This is a genomic window from Microbacterium sp. NPDC087592 (genome assembly GCF_044743585.1).
In the GTDB taxonomy this organism is placed as follows: Bacteria; Actinomycetota; Actinomycetes; order Actinomycetales; family Microbacteriaceae; genus Microbacterium.
The window spans coordinates 431,129-453,234 of the sequence record NZ_JBIUWT010000002.1 but is presented as its reverse complement, the minus strand read 5'-3'; the positions used below and the strand labels follow the sequence as shown (position 1 = coordinate 453,234).

Annotated in this window: 19 protein-coding genes, 1 tRNA gene and 1 other RNA gene; 7 read left to right on the top strand and 14 right to left on the bottom strand. The window is 68.7% G+C overall.

Annotated elements, in window-relative coordinates; all coding sequences use genetic code 11:
* Nucleotides 1-8: 8 nt before the first annotated feature.
* The 3 genes from ACIOTO_RS15125 to ACIOTO_RS15115 are packed head-to-tail and all read right to left on the bottom strand — an operon-like array spanning nt 9 to nt 4,573.
* Nucleotides 9-2,984: a bifunctional [glutamine synthetase] adenylyltransferase/[glutamine synthetase]-adenylyl-L-tyrosine phosphorylase gene (locus ACIOTO_RS15125; RefSeq protein WP_400858460.1), complete on the bottom strand. Its 2,976-nt coding sequence runs from the start codon at nt 2,982-2,984 to the stop codon at nt 9-11.
* A 9-nt stretch (nt 2,985-2,993) separates the two neighbouring features.
* A complete protein-coding gene (glnA, locus tag ACIOTO_RS15120) occupies nt 2,994-4,331 on the bottom strand; it encodes a type I glutamate--ammonia ligase (RefSeq protein WP_029261804.1) in 1,338 nt (445 codons plus the stop codon).
* A 2-nt stretch (nt 4,332-4,333) separates the two neighbouring features.
* Entirely contained in the window at nt 4,334-4,573 is a 240-nt protein-coding gene (locus tag ACIOTO_RS15115; RefSeq protein ID WP_036303297.1) for a hypothetical protein, read from the bottom strand.
* A gap of 68 nt (nt 4,574-4,641) precedes the next feature.
* Between ACIOTO_RS15115 and ppgK the strand changes: the two genes are divergently transcribed.
* Nucleotides 4,642-5,388 (top strand): polyphosphate--glucose phosphotransferase, encoded by a 747-nt coding sequence (ppgK, locus tag ACIOTO_RS15110; protein WP_029261802.1) that lies wholly within the window; start codon nt 4,642-4,644, stop codon nt 5,386-5,388.
* A gap of 98 nt (nt 5,389-5,486) precedes the next feature.
* On the opposite strand, the gene ACIOTO_RS15105 is transcribed toward ppgK, so the two are convergent.
* The 6 genes from ACIOTO_RS15105 to ACIOTO_RS15080 all read right to left on the bottom strand — a co-directional run bounded on the left by ACIOTO_RS15105 (nt 5,487) and on the right by ACIOTO_RS15080 (nt 10,587).
* Nucleotides 5,487-6,488 carry a MerR family transcriptional regulator gene (locus ACIOTO_RS15105; protein ID WP_400858459.1) on the bottom strand — a complete coding sequence of 334 codons (1,002 nt, stop codon included), beginning with the start codon at nt 6,486-6,488 and terminating at the stop codon, nt 5,487-5,489.
* A gap of 1 nt (nt 6,489) precedes the next feature.
* Entirely contained in the window at nt 6,490-7,164 is a 675-nt protein-coding gene (locus tag ACIOTO_RS15100; RefSeq protein WP_400858458.1) for a HEAT repeat domain-containing protein, read from the bottom strand.
* 114 nt (nt 7,165-7,278) lie between these two features.
* Nucleotides 7,279-7,635, bottom strand: an RNA gene (gene rnpB, locus ACIOTO_RS15095) — RNase P RNA component class A.
* Between the two features lie 35 nt (nt 7,636-7,670).
* The gene (locus ACIOTO_RS15090) at nt 7,671-9,371 is read right to left on the bottom strand and encodes a bifunctional 3'-5' exonuclease/DNA polymerase (protein ID WP_400858457.1); all 1,701 of its coding nucleotides are present in this window, start codon (nt 9,369-9,371) and stop codon (nt 7,671-7,673) included.
* Nucleotides 9,372-9,393: 22 nt separating this feature from the next.
* Nucleotides 9,394-10,128, bottom strand: coding sequence for a zinc ribbon domain-containing protein (locus ACIOTO_RS15085; RefSeq protein ID WP_400858456.1), 735 nt, complete (start codon nt 10,126-10,128; stop codon nt 9,394-9,396).
* A gap of 36 nt (nt 10,129-10,164) precedes the next feature.
* On the bottom strand, nt 10,165-10,587 hold the full coding sequence (locus ACIOTO_RS15080; RefSeq protein WP_400858455.1) for a YchJ family protein: 423 nt from the start codon (nt 10,585-10,587) through the stop codon (nt 10,165-10,167).
* 43 nt (nt 10,588-10,630) lie between these two features.
* Here ACIOTO_RS15080 and ACIOTO_RS15075 point away from each other — a divergent pair, with 43 nt between their 5' ends.
* On the top strand, nt 10,631-11,470 hold the full coding sequence (locus ACIOTO_RS15075; RefSeq protein ID WP_262001032.1) for an aldo/keto reductase: 840 nt from the start codon (nt 10,631-10,633) through the stop codon (nt 11,468-11,470).
* Between the two features lie 11 nt (nt 11,471-11,481).
* Here the strand turns inward: ACIOTO_RS15075 and ACIOTO_RS15070 are convergent, their stop codons facing one another.
* Nucleotides 11,482-12,318, bottom strand: coding sequence for a helix-turn-helix transcriptional regulator (locus ACIOTO_RS15070; RefSeq protein WP_400858454.1), 837 nt, complete (start codon nt 12,316-12,318; stop codon nt 11,482-11,484).
* 100 nt (nt 12,319-12,418) lie between these two features.
* Between ACIOTO_RS15070 and ACIOTO_RS15065 the strand changes: the two genes are divergently transcribed.
* Nucleotides 12,419-13,183 (top strand): SDR family oxidoreductase, encoded by a 765-nt coding sequence (locus ACIOTO_RS15065; protein ID WP_400858453.1) that lies wholly within the window; start codon nt 12,419-12,421, stop codon nt 13,181-13,183.
* A 34-nt stretch (nt 13,184-13,217) separates the two neighbouring features.
* On the opposite strand, the gene ACIOTO_RS15060 is transcribed toward ACIOTO_RS15065, so the two are convergent.
* From ACIOTO_RS15060 to ACIOTO_RS15045, 4 genes are all read right to left on the bottom strand, one after another.
* Complete coding sequence (locus ACIOTO_RS15060; RefSeq protein ID WP_105710056.1) at nt 13,218-14,171, bottom strand: L-lactate dehydrogenase; 954 nt, start codon at nt 14,169-14,171, stop codon at nt 13,218-13,220.
* A 55-nt stretch (nt 14,172-14,226) separates the two neighbouring features.
* The gene (locus ACIOTO_RS15055; protein ID WP_029261792.1) at nt 14,227-15,114 is read right to left on the bottom strand and encodes a TIGR01777 family oxidoreductase; all 888 of its coding nucleotides are present in this window, start codon (nt 15,112-15,114) and stop codon (nt 14,227-14,229) included.
* A gap of 142 nt (nt 15,115-15,256) precedes the next feature.
* On the bottom strand, nt 15,257-15,814 hold the full coding sequence (locus ACIOTO_RS15050) for a dihydrofolate reductase family protein (RefSeq protein ID WP_400858452.1): 558 nt from the start codon (nt 15,812-15,814) through the stop codon (nt 15,257-15,259).
* A 50-nt stretch (nt 15,815-15,864) separates the two neighbouring features.
* Nucleotides 15,865-15,937, bottom strand: a tRNA-Val gene (locus ACIOTO_RS15045).
* A 154-nt stretch (nt 15,938-16,091) separates the two neighbouring features.
* Here ACIOTO_RS15045 and aceE point away from each other — a divergent pair.
* The 4 genes from aceE to ACIOTO_RS15025 all read left to right on the top strand — a co-directional run bounded on the left by aceE (nt 16,092) and on the right by ACIOTO_RS15025 (nt 22,059).
* A complete protein-coding gene (gene aceE, locus ACIOTO_RS15040; protein ID WP_400858451.1) occupies nt 16,092-18,818 on the top strand; it encodes a pyruvate dehydrogenase (acetyl-transferring), homodimeric type in 2,727 nt (908 codons plus the stop codon).
* Between the two features lie 31 nt (nt 18,819-18,849).
* Nucleotides 18,850-20,046: a PucR family transcriptional regulator gene (locus ACIOTO_RS15035; RefSeq protein ID WP_400858450.1), complete on the top strand. Its 1,197-nt coding sequence runs from the start codon at nt 18,850-18,852 to the stop codon at nt 20,044-20,046.
* A gap of 94 nt (nt 20,047-20,140) precedes the next feature.
* On the top strand, nt 20,141-21,061 hold the full coding sequence (locus ACIOTO_RS15030; protein ID WP_400858449.1) for an ACP S-malonyltransferase: 921 nt from the start codon (nt 20,141-20,143) through the stop codon (nt 21,059-21,061).
* Complete coding sequence (locus tag ACIOTO_RS15025; protein ID WP_400858448.1) at nt 21,058-22,059, top strand: beta-ketoacyl-ACP synthase III; 1,002 nt, start codon at nt 21,058-21,060, stop codon at nt 22,057-22,059. The genes ACIOTO_RS15030 and ACIOTO_RS15025 overlap by 4 nt, the downstream gene beginning before the upstream one ends.
* The last annotated feature ends 47 nt before the right edge of the window (nt 22,060-22,106 follow it).

The following is a 22,106-nucleotide window of genomic DNA, read 5'->3' as shown; positions in this document are numbered from 1 at the left end:
GGCGGCGGTTATCCGTAGAACAGCTCCTCGAAGGTCTTGCGCGCGCGTCGGGTGACGCCGAGGTAGTCCTCCTCGAGCTCGGTCGCCGAACGCTCCGGGTATCCCAGCAGGCTGCCGATCGCATCCAGCTGGCGCCGATCGGCGGGGAGCAGATCGCTCGTCTGCCCGGTGAGGAGTGTGATCGCCGAGCGCAGCCGACTCGACAGGCGCCACGCCTCCCGTAACCGCTCGGCGTCGCCCTCCTCCACGAGGTCGGCTGCGACGGCGGCGTCCAGCGCACCGAGTGTCGCTGTGGTCCGCAGGCCGGGGATCGCGTGCGCATGCTGCAGCTGCAGCAGCTGCACCAGCCACTCGACGTCGCTGAGCGTGCCGGGGCCGAGCTTCAGATGTCGCCGCGGATCAGCGCCCTGCGGCAGCCGCTCCCCCTCGACCCTGGCCTTGATGCGCTTGATCTCACGCGTTCCCTGGAGGTCGACCGATTCCGGGTAGCGGATCGTGTCCGCGAGGGCCGTGAACCGCTCGATGAGCTTCGCACTCCCCGCCACCCCCCGCGCGCGCAGGAGCGCCTGCGCCTCCCAGGAGAGCGACCAGCGCCGGTAGTACTCGGCGTACGCGGCGATCGATCGCACGACCGGTCCGTTCCGCCCCTCCGGTCGGAGGTCGGCGTCGAGATCGAGTGGGAGCCTGTGATCGGTCAGGTGCTCGCGGAGTCCTGCCACGATCTGCGTGGCGAGCTTCTGCGCCCGTTGCGAGTCGACCCCGTTCGCGTCGTACACGTAGAGGATGTCGGCGTCCGACCCGAAACCGAGTTCGGCACCCCCGAAACGCCCCATGGCGATGACGGCGAAGTCGAGCTCTGCGGCGTAATCGGGAACCACCTCCCGGATGACGGCGCGCAGGGCCGCCTGGATGGTCGCCTCGGTGATCTCCGTGAGCGCGACAGCCACCTCTTCGATCGTCAACACGCCGAGGACGGCGCCCATCGCGGTCCGCAGCAGCTCCCGACGGCGCAGAGCCCGCACCGCTCGAAGGGCGTCGCCGATGGTCTCGTGACGGGTCTGGATCGCGCGCGCCTCTTCATCGAGCGCCGCCGCACCGCGGGGACGCAGCCGTTCGGTGCTGTCGAGCCAGGCCACGGATTCCGGGATCCACTCCAGCAGCTCCCCGACGTAGCGTGACGAGGACAGCAGTCGTGTGAGGCTCTCGGCAGCACCCGACGAGTCCCGCAGCATCCGAAGGAACCACGGGGTGTCGCCGAGGCGTTCGCTGATGCGACGGAACGCGAGAAGCGCGTAATCGGGGTCGCTTCCGTCGGCGAACCACCGCACCATGATCGGCATCAGCGCCCGCTGGATCGTCACCTTGCGGCTGAGCCCGGTCGTGAGTGCACCGATGTGCCGCAGGGCGCCCGCGGGGTCGCGGAACCCGATCGCCGCCAGGCGGTCATGCGCCTGCGCCGTGGAGAGTGTGCGTTCCTCCTCGGGAAGACCGGCCACCGCGCTCAGAAGCGGGCGGTAGAACAGCCGAGTGTGGATCTCGCGCACTTCGCGGCGCACAGCCTCCCATCGCGTCCATACTCCGTCGCCGCTCTCGGCGAGTGCCGTGCTGCGCGCCAGTACGCGCAGACCGGCGGGAGTCCGAGGAAGCAGATGCGTGCGGCTCAGTTCGCGCAGCTGCAGGCGGTGCTCCATGAGTCGCAGGATGCGGTAGTCGTCAGCGAACGTCGCGGCATCCGCTCGTCCGATGTACCCGCCGGTGACGAGGGCGTCGAGACTCTCGAGCGTGCCGCGCGTGCGGATCGACTCGTCCGTGAGGCCGTGGACCAGCTGCAGCAACTGCACGGTGAACTCGATATCGCGTAGACCGCCCGCTCCGAGCTTGAGCTGATATGGCGCGTCGTCCGGATCGATGTGCTCGGTCACGCGCTCGCGCATCCGCTGGACGCTCTCGACGAAATCCTCGCGAGCGGCGCTGGACCAGATCTTCGGCTGCACCGCCTCGACGTACTCGGCGCCCAGGTCGGCGTCTCCGGCGAGAGGCCGTGCCTTCAGGAGTGCCTGGAACTCCCAGCTCTTGGCCCAGCGATCGTAGTAGGCGAGGTGCGAGGCGAGCGAGCGCACGAGGGCCCCCTGCTTGCCCTCGGGCCGTAGGTTGGCGTCGACCTCCCACAGCGGGGGCTCCACCTCGATGCTGTCGAGACCGCGCATCGTCTCGCGGGCCAGCCGCGTCGCGATGTCGATCGCGCGGGCCTCCGTCACGACCTCCTCGTCGCTGGTGCCGCCCACGAAGATCACGTCCACGTCGCTGACGTAGTTGAGCTCGCGGGCCCCCGCCTTTCCCATGCCGATGATCGAGAGCCGCGTCGCCGCTACCTGCTCCCGCGGGGTGGTCTCACTGAGACGCGCGCGTGCGATCGCGAGCGAGGCCTCCAAGGCCGCTCCGGCGGCGTCCGACAGTGCGGCGGACACCGCGGCAACCACCGTCTTCGGCTCGCGGTGGGTCAGGTCATAGGCGGCGATGGCGGCGAGGCTGCGGCGGTACGCGACACGCACGGCCACGACTGCGGAATCGTCCGCTGACGTCGCGAAGCCATCTCGGGCGCCGACCGATGCCAGCAGCTGCGTCCGGAGCGACTCCGGCGACGGCAACGCGTCGAGGGCCTCCCCCAGCACCGAGAGCTGATCGGGATGGCGGAGGAAGAAGTCGGCCAAGCCTTCCGAGGCACCGAAGACCCGCCACACGCGGTGACGCGTCTCAGCGATGTCGAGCAGGCCCTTCAGGGGTCCGGGGTCCCGACGCGCGACACGGACCATTCCCCGCACGGCGGCGTCGGGGTCGGCAGCATCCGCTCCTTCGAGAAGTGACGATCGCGAGATTCCGAGAACCGTCGCCAACTCGGACAGGGATGCCGCCGCCTCGCTCAACTCGGCGAAACCGAGCCTGGCCAGGGCGGAGAGGGAGACGGAGTCGTCCGGTCGGGCCATCGGCGCAGGTCAGAGCAGTTCGAGGTTGCTCTTCAGCTCGAACGGGGTGACCTGGCCACGATAGGCCTCCCATTCCTTGCGCTTGTTGAGCAGCACGTAGTTGAAGACCTGCTCCCCCAGCGTCTCGGCGACGAGTTCGGATGCCTCCATGTACTCCAGAGCGTGGTCGAGGCTCGCGGGAAGCGCCTCGTATCCCAGTGCACGCCGCTCGGCGTCGCTCAGGGACCACACGTTGTTCTCGGCCTCGGGCGGCAGCTCGTAGCCCTCCTCGATGCCCTTGAGTCCTGCCGCGAGCAGCAGCGCGTAGGCGAGGTACGGGTTCGAGGCGGAGTCGATGCCGCGGTACTCGACGCGCGACGACTGGCTCTTGTTCGGCTTGTACATCGGCACGCGGATGAGGGCCGAGCGGTTCGCATGCCCCCAGGTGACGAAGCTCGGCGCCTCGTCGCCTCCCCAGAGCCGCTTGTAGGAGTTCACGAACTGGTTCGTCACGGCGGAGATCTCGTTCGCGTGTCGGAGAAGACCCGCGATGAAGTGTCGGCCGGTCTTGGAGAGCTGGTACTTCGCGCCCTCCTCGTAGAAGGCGTTCTGGTCACCCTCGAAGAGCGACATGTGGGTGTGCATGCCGCTGCCGGGCTGATCGCTGAGCGGCTTCGGCATGAACGTCGCGTAGACGCCCTGCTCGATCGCCACCTCCTTGATCACCGTGCGGAAGGTCATGATGTTGTCGGCCGTCGTGAGGGCGTCCGCATAGCGGAGGTCGATCTCGTTCTGTCCGGGTCCACCCTCGTGGTGGCTGAACTCGACGGAGATGCCGAGGTCTTCGAGCATCCGCACCGAACGGCGACGGAAGTCGTGAGCCGTGCCGCCGGGAACGTTGTCGAAGTAGCCGGCCGAGTCGACCGGCACGGGACCGTCGGGCCCGAACGACGACGACTTGAGCAGGTAGAACTCGATCTCGGGGTGCGTGTAGAACGTGAAGCCGGCATCCGCGGCCTTCGCGAGCGTGCGCTTGAGCACGTGCCGCGGGTCGGCGACGGCCGGCTGTCCGTCGGGCGTCGTCAGGTCGCAGAACATGCGCGCCGTCGGATCGATCTCGCCGCGCCACGGCAGCGTCTGGAACGTCGTCGGATCCGGCTGCGCGAGCAGGTCCGACTCGTAGGTGCGCGTCAGCCCCTCGATCGCCGAACCGTCGAAACCGATGCCTTCCGCGAACGCCCCCTCGACCTCGGCCGGAGCGATCGCCACGGACTTGAGCGTGCCGATGACGTCGGTGAACCACAGCCGCACGAACTTGACGCCGCGCTCCTCGATCGTCCGGAGGACGAAATCCCTCTGCTTGTCCATGGTTACTCTGCGCCCTGGCCCTTTGCGTCGCCCGCGTTCTGCGAGCCCTTGGCGTCCCAGCCCTGCTCCACGGCTTCCTCTTCGGCCCAGGCGCGCGAACGCTCCTTGAGCACCTCGGGCGCGCGGCGGGCTTCGGCCTCCGTGTCGAAGGGCCCGATCCGGTCGATGGAGGGCGAGATCATGCCGAACTCGACCTCGCCGGTCTCGGAGTTGTACCAGTACTTGTGGTCACCGTCAGACATGCCTGTCCCTTCTTCACGTGATGTCATCGATCCTACTGGCGTGCACCGTGGTCGCTAAGCTATCGCCCATGGCAAAAGCGATCGGCGTCGACATCGGCGGCACGGGAATCAAAGCAGGAATCGTCGACCTCGAGCACGGAATCATGGCATCCGACCGGGTGCGGGTCCCCACCCCTGAAGGCGCATCGCCTCAGGATGTCCTGAACGCCGTGCAGACCGTTCTGAAGACCCTCGACGTGCACGACTCGACCCTCCCGCTCGGTGTCGCCTTCCCGGCCATCGTCAAGCGCGGCAAGACGCTCTCCGCGGCGAACGTGTCGAAGGAATGGATCGATTTCGATGCGGAGCGCTTCTTCCGCGACGGACTCGGCCGCAACATCGTGTTCGTGAACGACGCGGATGCCGCCGGCGTCGCCGAGGCCCGCCACGGCGCGGCCAGGGACGTGCGCGGCTTCACCTTGCTCACGACCCTGGGCACCGGCATCGGGTCCGCCTTCCTCTACGACGGCGTGCTGCTGCCGAACACCGAGCTGGGCCACCTCAACTTCGGTGAGTACGAGTCGGTCGAGACGTATGCCGCGACATCGGCACGCGAACGCGAGGGCCTCAGCTGGGCCGCATGGGCGGAGCGCCTGCAGGCTTTTTACTCGCACATCGAGTTCCTGTTCAGCCCCGACCTGTTCGTTGTCGGCGGCGGCGTGTCGAAGAACGCCGGAGACTTCCTCCCGCTCCTCGACCTCAAGACCCCGATCGTGCCGGCCATCCATCGCAACAACTCCGGGATCATCGGCGCGGCGTCGCTCGCCGGCGACTGATCCTCACCCGCTCCTGAACCTCGAAGGCCCCGATGACTCTGCAGTCATCGGGGCCTTCGTCATGAGTCGGGCGGCGTGGACGAACCCGTCTCGACCGGTCAGCGGCGCTCCGTGCGAACCCCGAGGTGGGCGCGGGCAGCGATCGCGACGGAGAACTCCGGGTCGGCGGCCAGCGTCTGCAGCACTGATTCGACGTCGGGCCCGGGGATGCACGCGAGCATCCCGACCAGGCGCCGACGTCCATCGGCGTCGGTCATCGCCATCACCGCCGTCGAAGCACGGACGAGCTCGCCCGTGAACCCTTCACGAGAGGCGAGCGCCTCCAGAGCGTCGCTCGCCTCCATGTCGAGCTCCCCCGCGGCCACCTGCGCGACCAGTGCGGCGACCACGGCGATGTCGCCCGACATACTCCCGACGATGTTCGCGCGAGCACGAACTCGCGGGTCCGGGTGCGTCGTCTGCCGGGCCACGGACGCCAGCGCTCGAGGCGTGCCGATCTTGAGGAGCGCCTTCAGCGCACGGTGTCGTCGCCGCGCGTGCGCTGAGGTGAGCTCCCTCGCGAGAACGGGAACCGCGGGGTCTCCGATCATCGCGAGGGACCAGAGGACCGCGCCGGCCACGTTCGGTTCATCCTCGCGGAGCAGAGCCTCGATGAGGACGGCCGTGTCGCGCTCGTCGCCCTTCTCGAGTGTCAGAGCCAACCTCTGTCGGCCGGACGCGCTCACGGAATCGAATCCACGAATGAGTGCGATGACACGAAGCGCATCGGCCACGTCGCGAGGATCGCTCGCGCGAATGCGATCCAGACGCGAGACGAGTTCGGTCGCGGCGCTCTGCTGAGCCCGCGCGCGCTCGGCGAGGCGCTCGACGAGATCCGCCGATGCGAACGCCTCGGAGTCGAGTGCGTCGGCGACCTCCGCCAAGCTGAGGCCGAGCGATCGCAGACTCTCCACGTGGAGCAGCCGCTCGACATCCACTTCCGCGTACTGGCGATAGTGGCCGCTGGTGCGCGCCGTCGGCGAGACGAGACCGATGCGGTCGTAGTGGCGCAGCATGCGTGCACTCACCCCGCTTCGCCGAGCGACCTCCCCGATGAGCATGTCAGCCGTCTCCGACCGTCGGTGCGTCCCGAAGCGCGACCACTCGCCGGGCTTCCTCGATGGCCGCCTCGAAACCATCGTCCGGGTATGCCATGACATGTGCTGTGGCCAGCGCGTGCTCACGAACCCCGGGGTCCGGCGCAGCCGTCGCCGCGTCGACGACGGGCTCGGCGGCGGGGCCGAGCATCGCGATCGCCCGGCTCAGGCTTCGCTGGAGCTCACGATCTCCGCGGCCGAGGTTGCGAGCCAGCTCGCGGGCGAGTGCGGGGTGCTCACTCTCCGGCGCGAGGCCTGCCGCGGTGCGCCACGCCGCCTTCGCGACTTCGGCGTCGTCGTCACGCAGCAAGTCCACGGTGATCGCTGACCAGGCACGCCGGTCGCCGAGCTTCGAGAGGCTGTGCAGGGCCTGGCTCCGGGCCTGAGCAGTCGTCGAGTCGAGCTCGGGCAGCAGGAGATCGACGGCCTTCGTCCGATCCTGGCGGGTGATCGCCCATGTGAGCATGTCCCGCACGTAGAAGTCGGGCTCGACCGAGCACCGCTCGATGAGCACCGGCAGGTACGCGTCGTCCGTGTGGATCCCCGCAGTGAGCGCCGTCTGCAGCCTGACTGATGCGTCCGACGTGCTCAACGCGCTGCGCAGCCGGCTCTCGGGGGATGTCATGTTGTCTTGGGTCATGAGGACCACCTCCACATCCCACTTCACACCTTGTCAGCGTGTCAAGGTCAAGACGGGAACAAGACGCAGTTCCGAGGTGCCTCGAAAGTGACCAGCGGATCAGGCCGATTCATGCGAATGGGCCGACCTGTACGCCGGGTTCTGTTCCGGGGTTCTTCGCCCCTTCGACGGCCATCTCTCTCGGCGACACGTTGCCGTGGCACTCTAGCGGTCTACCCGAGGACTCGGCGAGCCGCGTCATCATCCTCTGTCTGACCTTGCTCCGGACGAGGTTTACCTGGCGGGCCATGTCACCATGGCCCCCGGTGGTCTCTTACACCACCCTTTCACCCTTACCCCTTGCGGGGCGGTCTACTCTCTGTGGCACTTTCTCGCGGATTGCTCCGGGTGGGCGTTACCCACCGTCCTGCCCTGAGGAGCCCGGACGTTCCTCGGTGCGGTCACCCGCCACGCGGCCGTCCAGTCGACCCATTCGCACTCCCAGTCTACTTCTCGGGAGGCCATTCCTACTTCTCGGCGGACTCTGCGATCCGGAGGTCCAGGGGCACGTCGATCGGGAAGGACCCGAAGAGGCGGGTCGTCGCGACCGCGGCCGCTTCACGCACGGCCTCGGCCGCCGCTTCTGCGTGCTCCTGCGGAACGTGCAGGATGACCTCGTCGTGCAGGAAGAAGGCCAGGTGCGGTGCCTGCGCGAAGGGACCGGATGCCGCGGCCGTGGTGAAGCCCTCGGGGATCTGCTGCAGGCGGTGGCGGATCTCCGCGAGCCAGATCAGCGACCACTCGGCGGCAGTCCCCTGCACGACGAAGTTCCGGGTGAATCGCCCCCAGTCACGCGCCCGGCGCCGAGCGAGCGCCACGACCGCCGGATCGGCATCAGCGCCGGTGGCATCGGCCTGCAGACGCATCCACTCCACCGAGGGTCGGGGCGATGATCGGCCGAGCCAGGTGGACACGATGCCGCCGTCCTCGCCCGTGCGCGCCGCCGCGTCGACCAGCGCCATGGCGCGCGGGTACACCTTTCTCAGACGCGGAACGAGCCGGCCGCTGTCACCGGTCGTGGCGCCGTACATCGCACCGAGGACCGCGTACTTCGCCTCCTCACGCGTGGCGACCGCTCCGGATGCGACGACGCCGGCGTAGAGATCGCTCCCCCGCGCGGCCCGTGCCATCGCCTCGTCGGACGCCATTGCCGCGAGCATCCGCGGCTCCAGCTGCGCGACATCCGCCACGACCAGAGTCCATCCGGGATCGGCGCGTACCGCGGGGCGCAGACTCCGCGGAAGCTGAAGCGCGCCCCCGCCGGCGGAGGCCCAGCGCCCGGTGACCACGCCACCGGGGATGTACACGGGACGGAACCGCCCTTCGTGCACCCATTCGGCGAGCCAGGCCCAGCCGTTGGCGCTGAGCAGCCGGGAAAGCTTCTTGTACGCGAGCAGCGGTTCGACGACCGGGTGGTCGTGCTCGGCGAGCTCCCAGCGGCTGGTGGACTCCACCTGCACTCCCACGCGATGCAGCGCCCGGAGCAGCTTCTGCTGACTGTCGAGGTGCAGTGAGGCGTCGCCGAGGAGTTCCCGCACTCGATCGCCGAGCTCGACCATACGACTCGGCGTTCCACCGGCGACCGGACGCGTGCCCAGCGTGTCGGTCAGGATCGCATCGTGCACGCCCTCGTCCCAGGGCAACCCCGCGGCCCGCATCTCCTCGGCGATGAGTCCGCCCGCCGACTCCGCCGCGCACAGCAGCGTGAGGCGACCATCCGGCGCCGCAGCGATCGTCTCCCGCTGCGCCCGGTACTGACCGAGGGTCGTGACGATCGGGTCCTCTCCGCTCGTGTCGTCGAACACGTCGAACAGCGACGGCGCCGCAACGGTCGGCTCACGCCGCTCCCACTCGTGCGACGCGGGAAGCGGGGTCGGCACCGCAGAGGTGTCGCGCAGGATCGCATGGCACAGCACCAGATCATGGCTGCGAGAGATCCGCACTCCGTCGCCGAGGAGGAGGGCGTAGGTCTCCGCGGCGGTGCGCATGATCCAGCGCGGAGCGTCGGAGGTCTCCGCGGCGTGGACCCATGCGGACAGCTCGTCGGTGCGCAGAGACGTGCGGTTCTGCTCTTCGTCGTCGGCGTCGAGCTCGATCGCGACGTACTCCTGCGCGCCGACGGAGATGAGCGCGATGCGGCGTTCGATCCCCGACGCCGGCGCTGTCATCGGCGGCGGGCGCGGGCACCGCTCATGCGAGCCCGGATTCCTCGGTGCGCACGAGGATGCAGCCGCACTCGGGGCAGGAGACCACGAGGTCGTCCGCCGCGCGGCGGATGTCGTTCAGATCGGTGCTGGGAAGCAGGATGCGGCAACCTTCGCAGGTGCCGCGGGTGAGAAGAGCCGCGCCGGCGCTGTTCGTCGCGCGACGGGAGTACTCGGCCAGGAGTTCCGGTGAGACGCCTTCGGCCACGGCCGCTCGATCGCGGGCGAGCTGCGCACCCAGATCCGTCGCCGCGGCGACATCTGCCTTGGCCTGGGCGGTGAGCGCCGACCCCTCGGCGGTGGTCGTCTCCAGGAGAGCCTGCTGTGCGGCGACTGCGGCCTCCGCCTCTTCGAGCCGCCCCATGACGTCGAGTTCCGCGTCTTCGAGGTCGCTCTGCCGACGGGCGAGGCTCGCCAGCTCGTGCTCGAGCGCCTGCGCGTCCTTCGAATTCGTCGATGCGGCGAGTCGCTCGGCGTCACGGTTACGGCGCGCCTCGACCACGGCCACGTCAGACTCCAGGCGCTTCAGCTCGGTGCGCACGTCGTCGCGGGTACCGGTGAGATTCGTCAGCTCACGGAGCTGCTCCTGGCGGATGGCGACGAGCTCGGTGATCCGCCCCGCCTGGCTCGGCTTGGTACGGGCACGCTCGGCCTGCGCGATGCGCCGGTCGAGGTCGGCGATGTCGAGCAGGGTGCGCTGGTTCTCGGGGCTGGCGTTCACGCTCTCAAATCTAGTCGCTGCGGCGACATCCGCCCATCAGCTCACGTCGCCGTCGACGTAGTACCACTGCCGGTCCTCGCGGACGAAGCGGCTGCGCTCGTGCAGGGAGCCCCGCTCGGCGCCCTGCCGCCAGATCGCCTCGAACTCCACGATGCCCTGGTCATCGAACGGACCGCCGGCCACGCGATCGAGCACGAGCAGCCGCCGCCACTCGAGATCCGGCTCGAAGTCGATCGTCCGCGGCCTCGATGTCGGATGCCAGGTGCGCAGCAGGTGACCCGCATCGTGGCGCCCGAACGCCGTGTACCGCGACCGCATCAGGCGCTCCGCCGTCGGAGCGGGGGCGCCGCGCAGCAGTGGACCGCAGCAGCCGCCGAACGCCTCGCCGGACGAACACGGGCATCGCATCGCGTCGTCGATCACCACGTCATCCGACGCCATGTCCGTCTCTGCTGTCATTCCCTCAGCGTACGCTCGGAGGAAACGCACCGGAGGAGTCACGATGACCACTGTCCCCACCTTCACCGCCCACAACGGCTTCGCACTCCCGGCGATCGGGCTCGGCACGTATGCGCTCAACGGCGACGCCGGAGCGGATGCTGTCACAGGGGGCCTTGAAGCGGGGTACCGGTTGATCGACACGGCCTTCAACTACGAGAACGAGGGTTCGGTCGGCCGAGGAGTTGCCGCATCCGACGTCGACCGCTCGGAGATCATCGTCACCACGAAGCTCCCCGGACGCCACCACGCGTCTCCGAAGGCGCGCACCAGCATCGAGGAGAGCCGTTCGCGTCTCGGGCTCGAGGCGACGGACCTGCACCTGATCCACTGGCCGAACCCGGGCCAGGACGAGTACGTCCAGGCCTGGGCTGCGCTCGTCGACGCGCAGGCGCGCGGAGTGGTCCGGCAGATCGGCGTCTCGAACTTCCTGCCGGAACACCTGGAACGCATCGAGCGCGAGACCGGTGTGCGCCCCGTCGTCAACCAGATCGAGGTGCACCCGTACTTCCCGCAGGAGGAGCAGCTCGCCTACCACCGCGAGCACGGCATCCTCACCGAGGCATGGAGCCCTCTGGGACGCGCCAAGGAGCTGCTCGACGAGGCAGTGATCCATGAGGTCGCCGCCGCGCACGGCGTGACACCGGCGCAGACGGTCCTCGCATGGCACGTCGCCCGTGGCACAGTGTCGATCCCCAAGGCGTCGTCCCGGGAGCATCAGGTCGCGAACCTCACGGCGGCCGAGATCGTGCTCGGCGATGCCGAGGTGGCAGCGATCACCGCACTCGGGCGCCCCGACGGACGGCTGTTCGACGCCGACCCGAGGACCCACGAGGAGTCCTGACCCGCGTCTGGTCAGACGTTCTGCGTCCCCAGCACCCGCAGGAACTCGAGTTTGCTCGCTGCCTCGCTGCCCGGCGCCGCCGTGAGCACGATCAGCGCCTGGGACTCGTCCTCGGTGAACAGCGCCTGACAGTCGACCTCGATCTCGCCGAGCTCGGGGTGCACCATCACCTTGTGCTGCTCGAACCGGCGGCTCACCTCGTGCGCGTCCCACAGCTCGACGAACTCCGGACTCCGCGCAGTGAGCGCCGAGACGATCTCGCCTGCCCGTGAACGCGCCCCCATCACACCGTGGGCCGCACGCAGCGACCCGACGAGCGCACGAGCCTGTCTCGCATGGTCGGCCTCGCGATACCGACGCCGCTCGTCGTCGGGATAGGCGAACCACCGGTAGATGCCGCTGCGGTCGAGACCAGTGAGCGTGCTCGCGTCGCCCACGAGCGCGCGGGAGGCGTCGTTCTGCACGAGCACCTCGTCGAGAAGCGAGACGACGAAAGCCGGGGTGTCGTGCAGCCGGTCGAGCACGCGGAGGATGCCGGGGCGCACATAGTCGGTGACATGTGCTCGGTCGGGTGCGCTGTGACCGCAGAGTCGGAACAGGTAGTCGCGCTCGTCCTCGGTGAGCCGGAGTGCGCGCGCGAGCGCCGCGAGGATCTGCACGCTGGGTTGCGGACCCCGCCGCTGCTCGAGGCGGGTGTAGTAGTCGGTCGACATCGTCGCCAGCTGCGCGACCTCCTCGCGGCGCAGGCCCGCCGTGCGACGCCGCGGCCCCGTCGACAGCCCGACGTCGGCGGGCGTCAGAGCTTCACGGCGGCGGAGGAGGAATTCGGCCAGTGCATCACGGTCCACCCCCGAAGTATCTCCCGGCGGCCTGATCCGATCCAGGGAGCGCCCGTCCCTGGATGACCGCTCTCTGGAGGGCGCTCGACGTCGCTCGGATGCTGGGTCCATGGACATCAGCGGAAACACCATCTTCATTCCCGGCGCGACCAGCGGCATCGGCCTCGCTCTCGCTCTGAGCCTGCACGAACGCGGCAACACCGTCATCGTGGGCGGACGCCGACAGCACCGGCTCATCTCGATCGCCGCGGAGCATCCCGGCATCCACACGGTCCGGATCGACACGACGGATGCGCGCAGCATCGATGAGGCTTCGCAGGCCGTGCTCGCCGAGCATCCTGCACTCAACGTGCTCGTCACGATGGCCGGCGTCATGCGCGCCGAGGACTGGACCACGCCTTCCGGATTCCTGGGGACCGCGGAAGAGACGGTCGCCACGAACATCCTCGGTCCGATCCGCCTCATCGCCGCGTTCATCGACCACCTGCGTGCGCAGCAGGACGCCACGATCATGACCGTGTCGTCGGGGCTCGCTTTCGCCCCGCTTCGTGTGACGCCCACATACAACGCCAGCAAGGCCGCGATCCACATGCTCAGCGAATCGCTGCGCCTGCAGCTGGCGGGGACGAGCGTCTCTGTGCTCGAGCTCGAGCCGCCGGCGGTCCGTACGCCGCTCATGCCGGGTCACGAGGACAACGAGGCAGCGATGCCGCTCGACGAGTTCATCGACGAGGTGACGGCACTGATCGAGTCACAGCCGCACGCCACCGAGATCCAGGTCGAGCGGGTGAAGTTCCTCCGCTACGGCGAGGCTCGGGGCGACTACGACCAGGTCGTCGCGACGCTGAACCGGACCGACCCGCACGGACGCTGAGAGCGAGGGGCTGCCGGTTCGCGCCGGCGTCCCCTCAGCGGCGCAGATCGGCCGCGGCCGCCTGCAGCGCATCCGCGGACTGACGGAGCAGCCCGAGCTCGTGGTCCGAGAACGAGGTGTTACGGATGGGCACGGCACCCTTCGCACTCACGATCGACGGCACGGACAGCGCGACCCCGTCGAGACCGTGGAAGTCGCGCAGCACGGTGCTCACGGGCATCACGGCGTGCTCGTCGCGCAGGATCGCCTCGACGATGCGCGCGCTGGACAGACCGATCGCGTAGTTGGTCGCACCCTTGCCCAGGATGACCTTGTACGCGGCGTCGCGCACGTCGACCGCGATGTCCTGCAACTCGTCGAGGGTGAATCGCGGGTGCCCCGGCGTCTCCCACTCCAGGATCGGGACCGTGCCGATCGTCGCTCGCGACCATAGCGGGAACTCCGTGTCGCCGTGCTCGCCGACGATGTACGCGTGCACACTGGCGGTCGAGACGCCGGCGCGCTCCCCCAGCTTCCAGCGCAGCCGGGAGGTGTCGAGCACTGTTCCGGAGGCGAAGATCCGCTCCGGCGGAAGCCCCGTCTCCTCCTGCGCGATCACCGTGAGCACATCGCACGGATTGGTGACGATCACGTAGACCGCGTTCGGGGCGACCTCGAGCAGATCCGGCATCATGCGACGGATGATGCCGGCGTTGACCTCGGCGAGCTCGATGCGGGTCTGTCCCGGCTTCTGCTTCGCTCCGGCGGTGATGACCACGACATGCGACCCCGCGGCCACCGAGATGTCGCTGCCGCCGACGATGTCGCTCGAACCGGTGAACTGCGTTCCGTGGGCGAGGTCGAGCACCTCGGCCTCCACCTTCTCGGTCGCGATGTCGTAGAGCGCGACGTGTCGGGCCGACCCGCGGATCAGCGCCGCGTAGGCGACACTCGATCCCACGCTTCCCGCACCGACGACCGTGAGCTTCGAGTTCTCGATGATCTCCATGCGCTCAGTCTTGCAGTGCCGGGCGCCGATCCGGGAGGGGTGGCGCCGGGAGATCTCAGAGCGCTGCGGCGACGGCGGCGGCCGCGGTGGCGTGCGTGAACCGGAACCCCGTGCGCTCCAGCACCTGAGGGCGCACGTCCGCGTCCGGGAGCAGCAGAGACTCCGCCGCATCGCCGAGTGCGAACCGGAGTGCCCAGGTCGGCACCGGCAGCCAGAACGGACGGTGCATCCGGGCCGCGAGGGCACGGCCGATGTCGTTCGCGGAGGCAGGAGTGGGCCCCGTCAGATTGACGGGACCGGCGATCTTCTGGTCCAGCACGTGCCGGATCGCCGCCACCTCGTCGTCGAGTGAGATCCACGGCCAGATCTGCGTGCCGCGTCCGAGCGGGCCGGAGACGCCGAACCTGGTCAGCTGGATGAGGGGTTTGAGCACTCCGCGCCGGTGGATGACGGGCGCCGTGCGCAGCAGCGCGACCCTGGTGTGGTCCTCGGCCTGGCGCGCTTCGGCCTCCCAGCGCACGGTGAGGTCGGCCAGGAACGTCTGACCAGCAGTGGAATCCTCCGTGAGCACCTCGCCAGGAACGGACCCGTAGTAGCCGACAGCGGACGCCGACACGAGGGCCGGGGCTTCGGAGCGCAGAGAACGCAGAGCGGTCGTGATCGTCCGCGTCGCCTGCAGACGAGAGTCGACCAGCTCACGACGGTACCCCTTTGTCCACGGCAGCCGCCCGACACTCGCACCGCCCAGTGCGACGATGGCTTCGGCCCCGGCGAGCACGTCCGGATCGAGGGCACGCTCCCCCGGTGCCCATTGCGCCTCGGCGTCGGACCGCGGAGCCCGGCGAACGAGTGCGGTCACCTCGACGCCGTCGGCGCGGAGCGATGATGCGAGGGCGGACCCGATCAGTCCCGATGCCCCGCTGATGACGATGCGTCGCGCCATGTGTGAGAACTCCCCGTCCCTGATCATCGAGTCTTGCCGTGGGTCCGAGGGTACGCGCTCGAGGCTCGAGGAGCGGCGGGCCTTGCGCCGATGGCTCGCGAAGGGTAGGTCCGGTGATCGATTCCTTCCCCGTCTGTCGCAGTCAATCGGCGCGTCGGTAGTGCGTCCAGATAGCTCCGTTCTGGAGCGGCGTCGCCGAGATCAGCGCGAGCCGTCGCGTGCTCGGCAGCCCCCTCTCGTAGAGGGTCGGTCCGTGACCGACGATCCGGGGCTGGACGAGGAACCGGTACTCGTCGACGAGGCCGAGTCGGTCGAGTTCGGCGGCGAGCGAGACGCTGCCGACAAGCACCCCCGCCGGCGTCTCGTCCTTGAGGTTCTGCACACCCTCGCGCAGATCTCCGGCGATGCGATGGCTGTTCGCCCAGGGGAAGTCCTCGCGAGTGGACGACACCACATACTTCGGCTTGGCGTCGAGCTTGACCGCCCATTCCCGCATCGTGGAATCCGCCTCCACTTCTCCGCGGGCGACCGCCGGCCACGCACTCTCCATCATCTCGTAGGTCGTGCGACCCCACAGCATCGCGCCTGACTCATCCATGAGCTGAGTGAAGAGGGGATGGGTCTTCTCATCGGCGATGCCCTCCCGATGGTCGACACAGCCGTCGAGGGTGATGTTGATGCTGAAGGTCAGGAGTCCCATGCGGGGAGCATAGGACTGCGACGCGGCGACCGCCAGGGTTCGAGGTGGTGTGGGCCCTGCCGGGATCGAACCGACGACATCCACGGTGTAAACGTGGCGCTCTACCAGCTGAGCTAAAGGCCCTGGTGCACCCAGTGTATCGGCCACCCGATGCGCACCCGTGTCGTAGAAGAGGGATAGGCTGATTGCGGCGCGCGTTGTGCACAGCTGACAAGGCTGCCCGTGTCGCTTCCCGTTTCCTTGGCATGACCTGCCAGCTTGACGAAAGGTTCGCCCCGTGACCGTGCACGACCAGGATCCTTATTCCCAGGGCCCACTCGACAGCGATCCGGAGGAGACCGGCGAGTGGCAGCAGTCCCTCGACGAGCTGGTCGATGCCAAGGGCCACGACCGAGGCCGCGAGATCATGCTCAGCCTGCTCAAGCGCTCGAAGGAGCTGCACCTGGGCGTGCCGATGGTCCCGACGACGGACTACATCAACACCATCGCCTCCGAGAACGAACCCGAGTTCCCCGGCGACGAGGAGATCGAGCGCCGCTACCGCGCCTGGATCCGGTGGAACGCCGCGATCACGGTGCACCGTGCGCAGCGCCCCGGTATCGGCGTCGGCGGTCACATCTCGACCTACGCCTCGTCGGCGGCTCTGTACGAAGTCGGCTTCAACCACTTCTTCAAGGGTGCCGACAACCCGGGCGGCGCCGACCAGATCTTCATCCAGGGTCACGCCTCCCCCGGCACCTACGCCCGCTCCTTCCTCGAAGGACGCCTGAGCGAGGACCAGCTCGACGGCTTCCGCCAGGAGAAGTCGCACGCGCCGCACGGCATCCCCTCCTATCCGCACCCGCGCCTGATGCCGGAGTACTGGCAGTTCCCGACCGTGTCGATGGGCCTCGGCCCGATCAACGCGATCTATCAGGCCATGTCGAACAAGTACCTCGAGAACCGTGGCATCAAGGACACGTCCCAGTCGCACGTCTGGGCGTTCCTCGGCGACGGCGAGATGGACGAGGTCGAGAGCCGCGGCCAGCTGCAGGTCGCCGCCAACGAGGGCCTCGACAACCTGACTTTCATCGTCAACTGCAACCTGCAGCGCCTCGACGGCCCGGTGCGCGGCAACGGCAAGATCGTCCAGGAGCTGGAGTCGTTCTTCCGCGGCGCCGGCTGGAACGTCATCAAGGTCGTCTGGGGCCGTGAGTGGGACGACCTGCTCGCCCGCGACACCGAGGGCGCTCTGCTCAACCTGATGAACGTCACCCCCGACGGTGACTACCAGACGTACAAGGCCGAGTCCGGTGCGTACATCCGCGAGCACTTCTTCGGCCGCGACGAGCGCGCAGCCGCCCTCGTCAAGGACTACTCCGACGACGACATCTGGAACCTCAAGCGCGGTGGCCACGACTACCGCAAGGTCTACGCCGCGTTCAAGGCAGCGACCGAGCACAAGGGCAAGCCCACCGTCATCCTCGCGAAGACCGTCAAGGGCTACGGCCTCGGTCCGCACTTCGAGGGCCGCAACGCGACCCACCAGATGAAGAAGATGACGCTGGACAACCTCAAGACGTTCCGCGACGCGATGCACATCCCGATCACGGACGCGCAGCTCGAAGAGAACCCGTACCTGCCCCCGTACTACAACCCGGGCCCCCAGGACGAGACGATCCAGTACATGCTCGAGCGCCGTCAGGCACTCGGCGGCTACCTGCCGGAGCGCCGCTCGACGCACGTCGGCCTGTCGCTGCCGGACGACACCGCATATGCGCTTCCCAAGAAGGGTTCCGGCACGCAGGAGATCGCCACCACCATGGCATTCGTCCGTCTGCTCAAGGACCTGCTGCGTTCGAAGGACTTCGGCCACCGCATCGTGCCGATCATCCCCGACGAGGCGCGCACGTTCGGTATGGACGCGTACTTCCCCTCGGCGAAGATCTACAACCCGAACGGCCAGCACTACACGTCGGTGGACCGTGAGCTGCTCCTCGCCTACAAGGAGAGCCCGCAGGGCCAGATCGTCCACGTCGGCATCAACGAGGCCGGCGCACTGGCGGCCTTCACCGCCGCCGGAACCTCCTACGCCACGCACGGCGAGCCGCTCATCCCGGTCTACATCTTCTACTCGATGTTCGGCTTCCAGCGCACGGGCGACGCTCAGTGGGCGGCCGGAGACCAGATGGCCCGCGGCTTCATCATGGGCGCCACCGCCGGTCGCACCACCCTCACCGGTGAAGGCCTCCAGCACGCCGATGGCCACTCGCATCTGCTCGCCGCCACCAACCCGGCGACGATCTCGTACGACCCGGCCTACGGCTACGAGATCGCGCACATCGTGCGCTCCGGTCTCGAGCGCATGTACGGCGGCAACCACGAGGACCCGAACGTGATGTACTACATCACGCTCTACAACGAGCCGATCGTGATGCCCGCCGAGCCGGAGAACGTGGACGTGGACGGTATCGTCCGCGGCATCCACCGCATCTCGGTCGGCGAGGGCGACGGCCCCCGCGCGCAGCTGTTCGCGTCGGGTGTCGGACTCCCCTGGGCTCTCGAGGCCCAGGAGCTGCTGAAGAACGACTGGGGTGTGATCGCCGACGTCTGGTCGGTCACCTCCTGGACCGAGCTGCGCCGCGACGGCCTCGCCGCTGACGAGCACAACTTCCTGCACCCCGAGGCGGAGCCCCGCACCGCGTATCTCACCGAGAAGCTCCAGGGTGCCGAAGGTCCGGTCGTCGCGGTCAGCGACTTCATGCACGCCGTGCAGGACCAGATCCGCCCGTGGGTCCCGAACCGCTTCGCCACGCTCGGCGCCGACGGCTTCGGCTTCTCGGACACCCGTGCAGCTGCTCGTCGCTTCTTCAAGATCGACGGCCCGTCGATCGTCGTCCGCACGCTGCAGTCGCTCGCCGAAGACGGCAAGGTCGACCGCTCGCTCGCGGCGCAGGCGATCGAGAAGTACCGTCTGCACGACGTGAACGCCGGCACCAGCGGCAACGCGGGTGGCGAAAGCTGAGCCCTCAGTGACAGGTTCTTCTCCTTCCGGCATGGACAAGGCCGCGACGCTCACCTGGCTGCGCCGGATCTCCGGTGACATCGCCTCGGTGACGATCAAGCGCCTGGAGGACACCCTCCCGTGGTACGCCGACATGCCACCAGCCCGCCGCTCCGCGGTCGGGCTGGTGGCCCAGGCGGGAATCACGTCGTTCATCCAGTGGTACGAAGACCCCAACTCCACGCCGTGGATCGCGGCGGACATCTTCGCCGCGGCACCGCGTGAGCTGCTGCGCAGCGTCAGCCTCCAGCAGACCCTGCAGCTCATCCGCGTGACGGTCGAGGTCACCGAGGAACGCGTCGCCGGTCGGGGGAACGATCTCCGCGAGGCGATCCTGCTGTACTCCCGCGATGTCGCCTTCGCGGCAGCCGACGTGTACGCCAGAGCCGCAGAGGCTCGAGGCCTCTGGGATGCGCGCCTCGAAGCCCTCGTCGTCGACTCGATCCTCACCGGCGAAGCCGACGAAGAGCTCCCGAGCCGGATCGCGGCACTCGGCTGGCACGGTCACGGCGAGGTCGCCGTCCTGGTCGGCACCACCCCTCCGCAGTTCGACGTGGACCTGGTGCGCCGAACAGCCAGAAAGCTCGCCGTCGATGTGCTCATCGGTGTGCAGGGCTCTCGTCTCGTCCTCGTCCTCGGGCGTGCGCGCGCCGAAGGAGCGGAAGGCGACGAAGAGGAGCTGGGGTTCCAGGAGATCGCGACCCGACTCGAGCCGTCTTTCGGACCGGGCTACGTCGTCCTCGGCCCTGCCGTCGCGGCACTCGTCGACGCGAGCCAGAGCGCCCGCGCCGCCCTCGCCGGGTTCGCGGTCGCCCGGGCCTGGCGCAGCGCACCCCGCCCGGTGGAGGCCGACGACCTGCTCCCGGAACGGGCCCTCGCCGGAGACCCGCTCGCGAAGCAGACGCTGATCGAGCGCATCTTCCGTCCCCTGCAGGCGCACTCCACAGACCTGGTCACCACCCTCTGGAGCTACCTCGACAACGGGCGCTCCCTCGAGGCGACGGCCCGCGAGCTCTTCGTGCACCCGAACACCGTGCGCTACCGACTCAAGCGCGTGAGCGAGGTCATCGGGTGGGATGCCACCGGTCCCCGCGAGGCGCTCATCCTGCAGACCGCGCTGATCCTCGGCTCCATCGGCACGGCGGAGCAGGTGCGGCGACGAGCCCCGCTTCGGCGACAGCAGCGCTGATACCCGGCCGATCTGTGCGCCACACACAAGGGTTTCTCGCAATCTTGTGATGGATCATCCACCGCTCTGCCGCAATCGTTGGCAGACTGGGTGGGTGATTGTCGTCGTATGCCCAGGTCAGGGCTCGCAGACCCCCGGTTTCCTCGCTCCTTGGCTCGAGCTCGACGGAGTGGCCGAGCGCCTCGCCGCGTACTCGGATGCCGCAGAGGTCGATCTCCGCGAACACGGCACGGTGTCGGATGCCGATACCATCCGTGACACGCGCATCGCGCAGCCGCTCATCGTCGCAGCGTCCCTGATCGCCGGTGACGCACTCGTCCAGAAGGCGGGACGCCGCGCCGACGGCATCGCCGGACACTCGGTGGGTGAGATCGCCGCGCTCGTCGGCAGCGATGTGATCGACGCCGAGACCGGCATGCGCCTCGTCGGCATCCGCGGTCGCGCGATGGCCGATGCCGCAGCGCAGGAGCAGACCGGCATGAGCGCGGTTCTCGGTGGCGATGAGGAAGCCCTTCTCGCACGACTCGCCGAGCTCGACCTCGCCCCCGCGAACTACAACGGCGGTGGACAGATCGTGGTCGCCGGCGCGCTTCCTGCCCTCGCAGCTCTCGCCGAGGAGCCCCTCAAAGGCACGCGCGTGATCCCCCTCCAGGTCGCCGGTGCGTTCCACACCCGCTACATGGCCTCGGCCGTCTCGGCCCTCCGCGATGCGGTCGCCGATGTCACGCCCGCGAACCCCGACATCACGCTGTGGACCAATCGTGACGGCTCTGCCGTCGCTGACGGCGCTCGGGCGCTCAGCTACCTCGTCGACCAGGTCTCCTCCCCCGTGCGCTGGGACCTGTGCATGCAGTCGTTCTCCGACGCCGGCGTCACCGGTGTGATCGAACTCGCTCCCGCTGGCGCCCTGGTCGGACTCGCCAAGCGCGGCCTCCGTGGCGTGCCGACCGTTGCTGTGAAGACCCCCGAAGACCTCGATGCAGCCGTCGCGCTGCTGAACGGAGAAGCCGCATGAGCGTCACCCTCGCCCAGGTCACCGGCCCCGCCTACACCCGCATCTACTCGTACGGTGCCGCCCGCGGTGAGAACGCCGTGCCGAACGAAGACCTGATCGGACCGATCGACTCCAGCGACGAGTGGATCCGCCAGCGTACCGGCATCATCACTCGTGCCCGTGCCGACAAGGGCACCGACGCCATCGACCTCGCCACCACGGCCGCAGCCGAGGCCATCGAGAAGTCGGGCGTGCCGGCCGATCAGGTCGACCTGGTGATCGTCGCGACCATCAGCAACCCGAAGCAGACCCCCTCGGTCTCGGCCATCGTCGCCGACCGCGTCGGTGCGAATCCGGCCGCCGCCTACGACATCAACGCGGCCTGCGCCGGATACGCCTACGCGATCGCCCAGGCCGACGCGCTGATCAAGGCGGGGGCAGCCCGCTACGCCCTGGTCATCGGCACCGAGAAGCTGTCCGACGTCGTCGACCCGACCGACCGCAGCATCTCCTTCCTCCTCGGCGACGGGGCGGGTGCCGCACTGATCGGCCCGAGCGACACGCCGGGCATCGCCCCCGCTGTCTGGGGCTCCGACGGCTCGAAGGCCGAAGCGGTGGGCATGAACGGCACGCTGACCGACTTCCGCGACGGCGTGGTGCCGTGGCCGACGCTCCGCCAGGAGGGCCAGACGGTCTTCCGCTGGGCCGTGTGGGAGATGGCCAAGGTCGCGCGCGAGGCCCTCGACCGGGCCGGCGTCGAGCCCGCCGACATCGCCGCATTCATTCCGCACCAGGCGAACATGCGCATCATCGATGAGTTCGCGAAGCAGCTGAAGCTGCCGGAGACCACGGTGATCGCCCGCGACATCGAGACCACGGGCAACACCTCGGCGGCCTCGATCCCCCTGGCGAGTCACCGCCTGATGGCCGAGCACCCCGAACTCTCGGGCGGTCTCGCACTGCAGATCGGCTTCGGCGCCGGACTCGTGTTCGCCGCACAGGTCGTCGTCCTTCCCTGAGAATGCGCTGACCTTCTCTAGACTGTTCCACGGTTCCGAATACAACC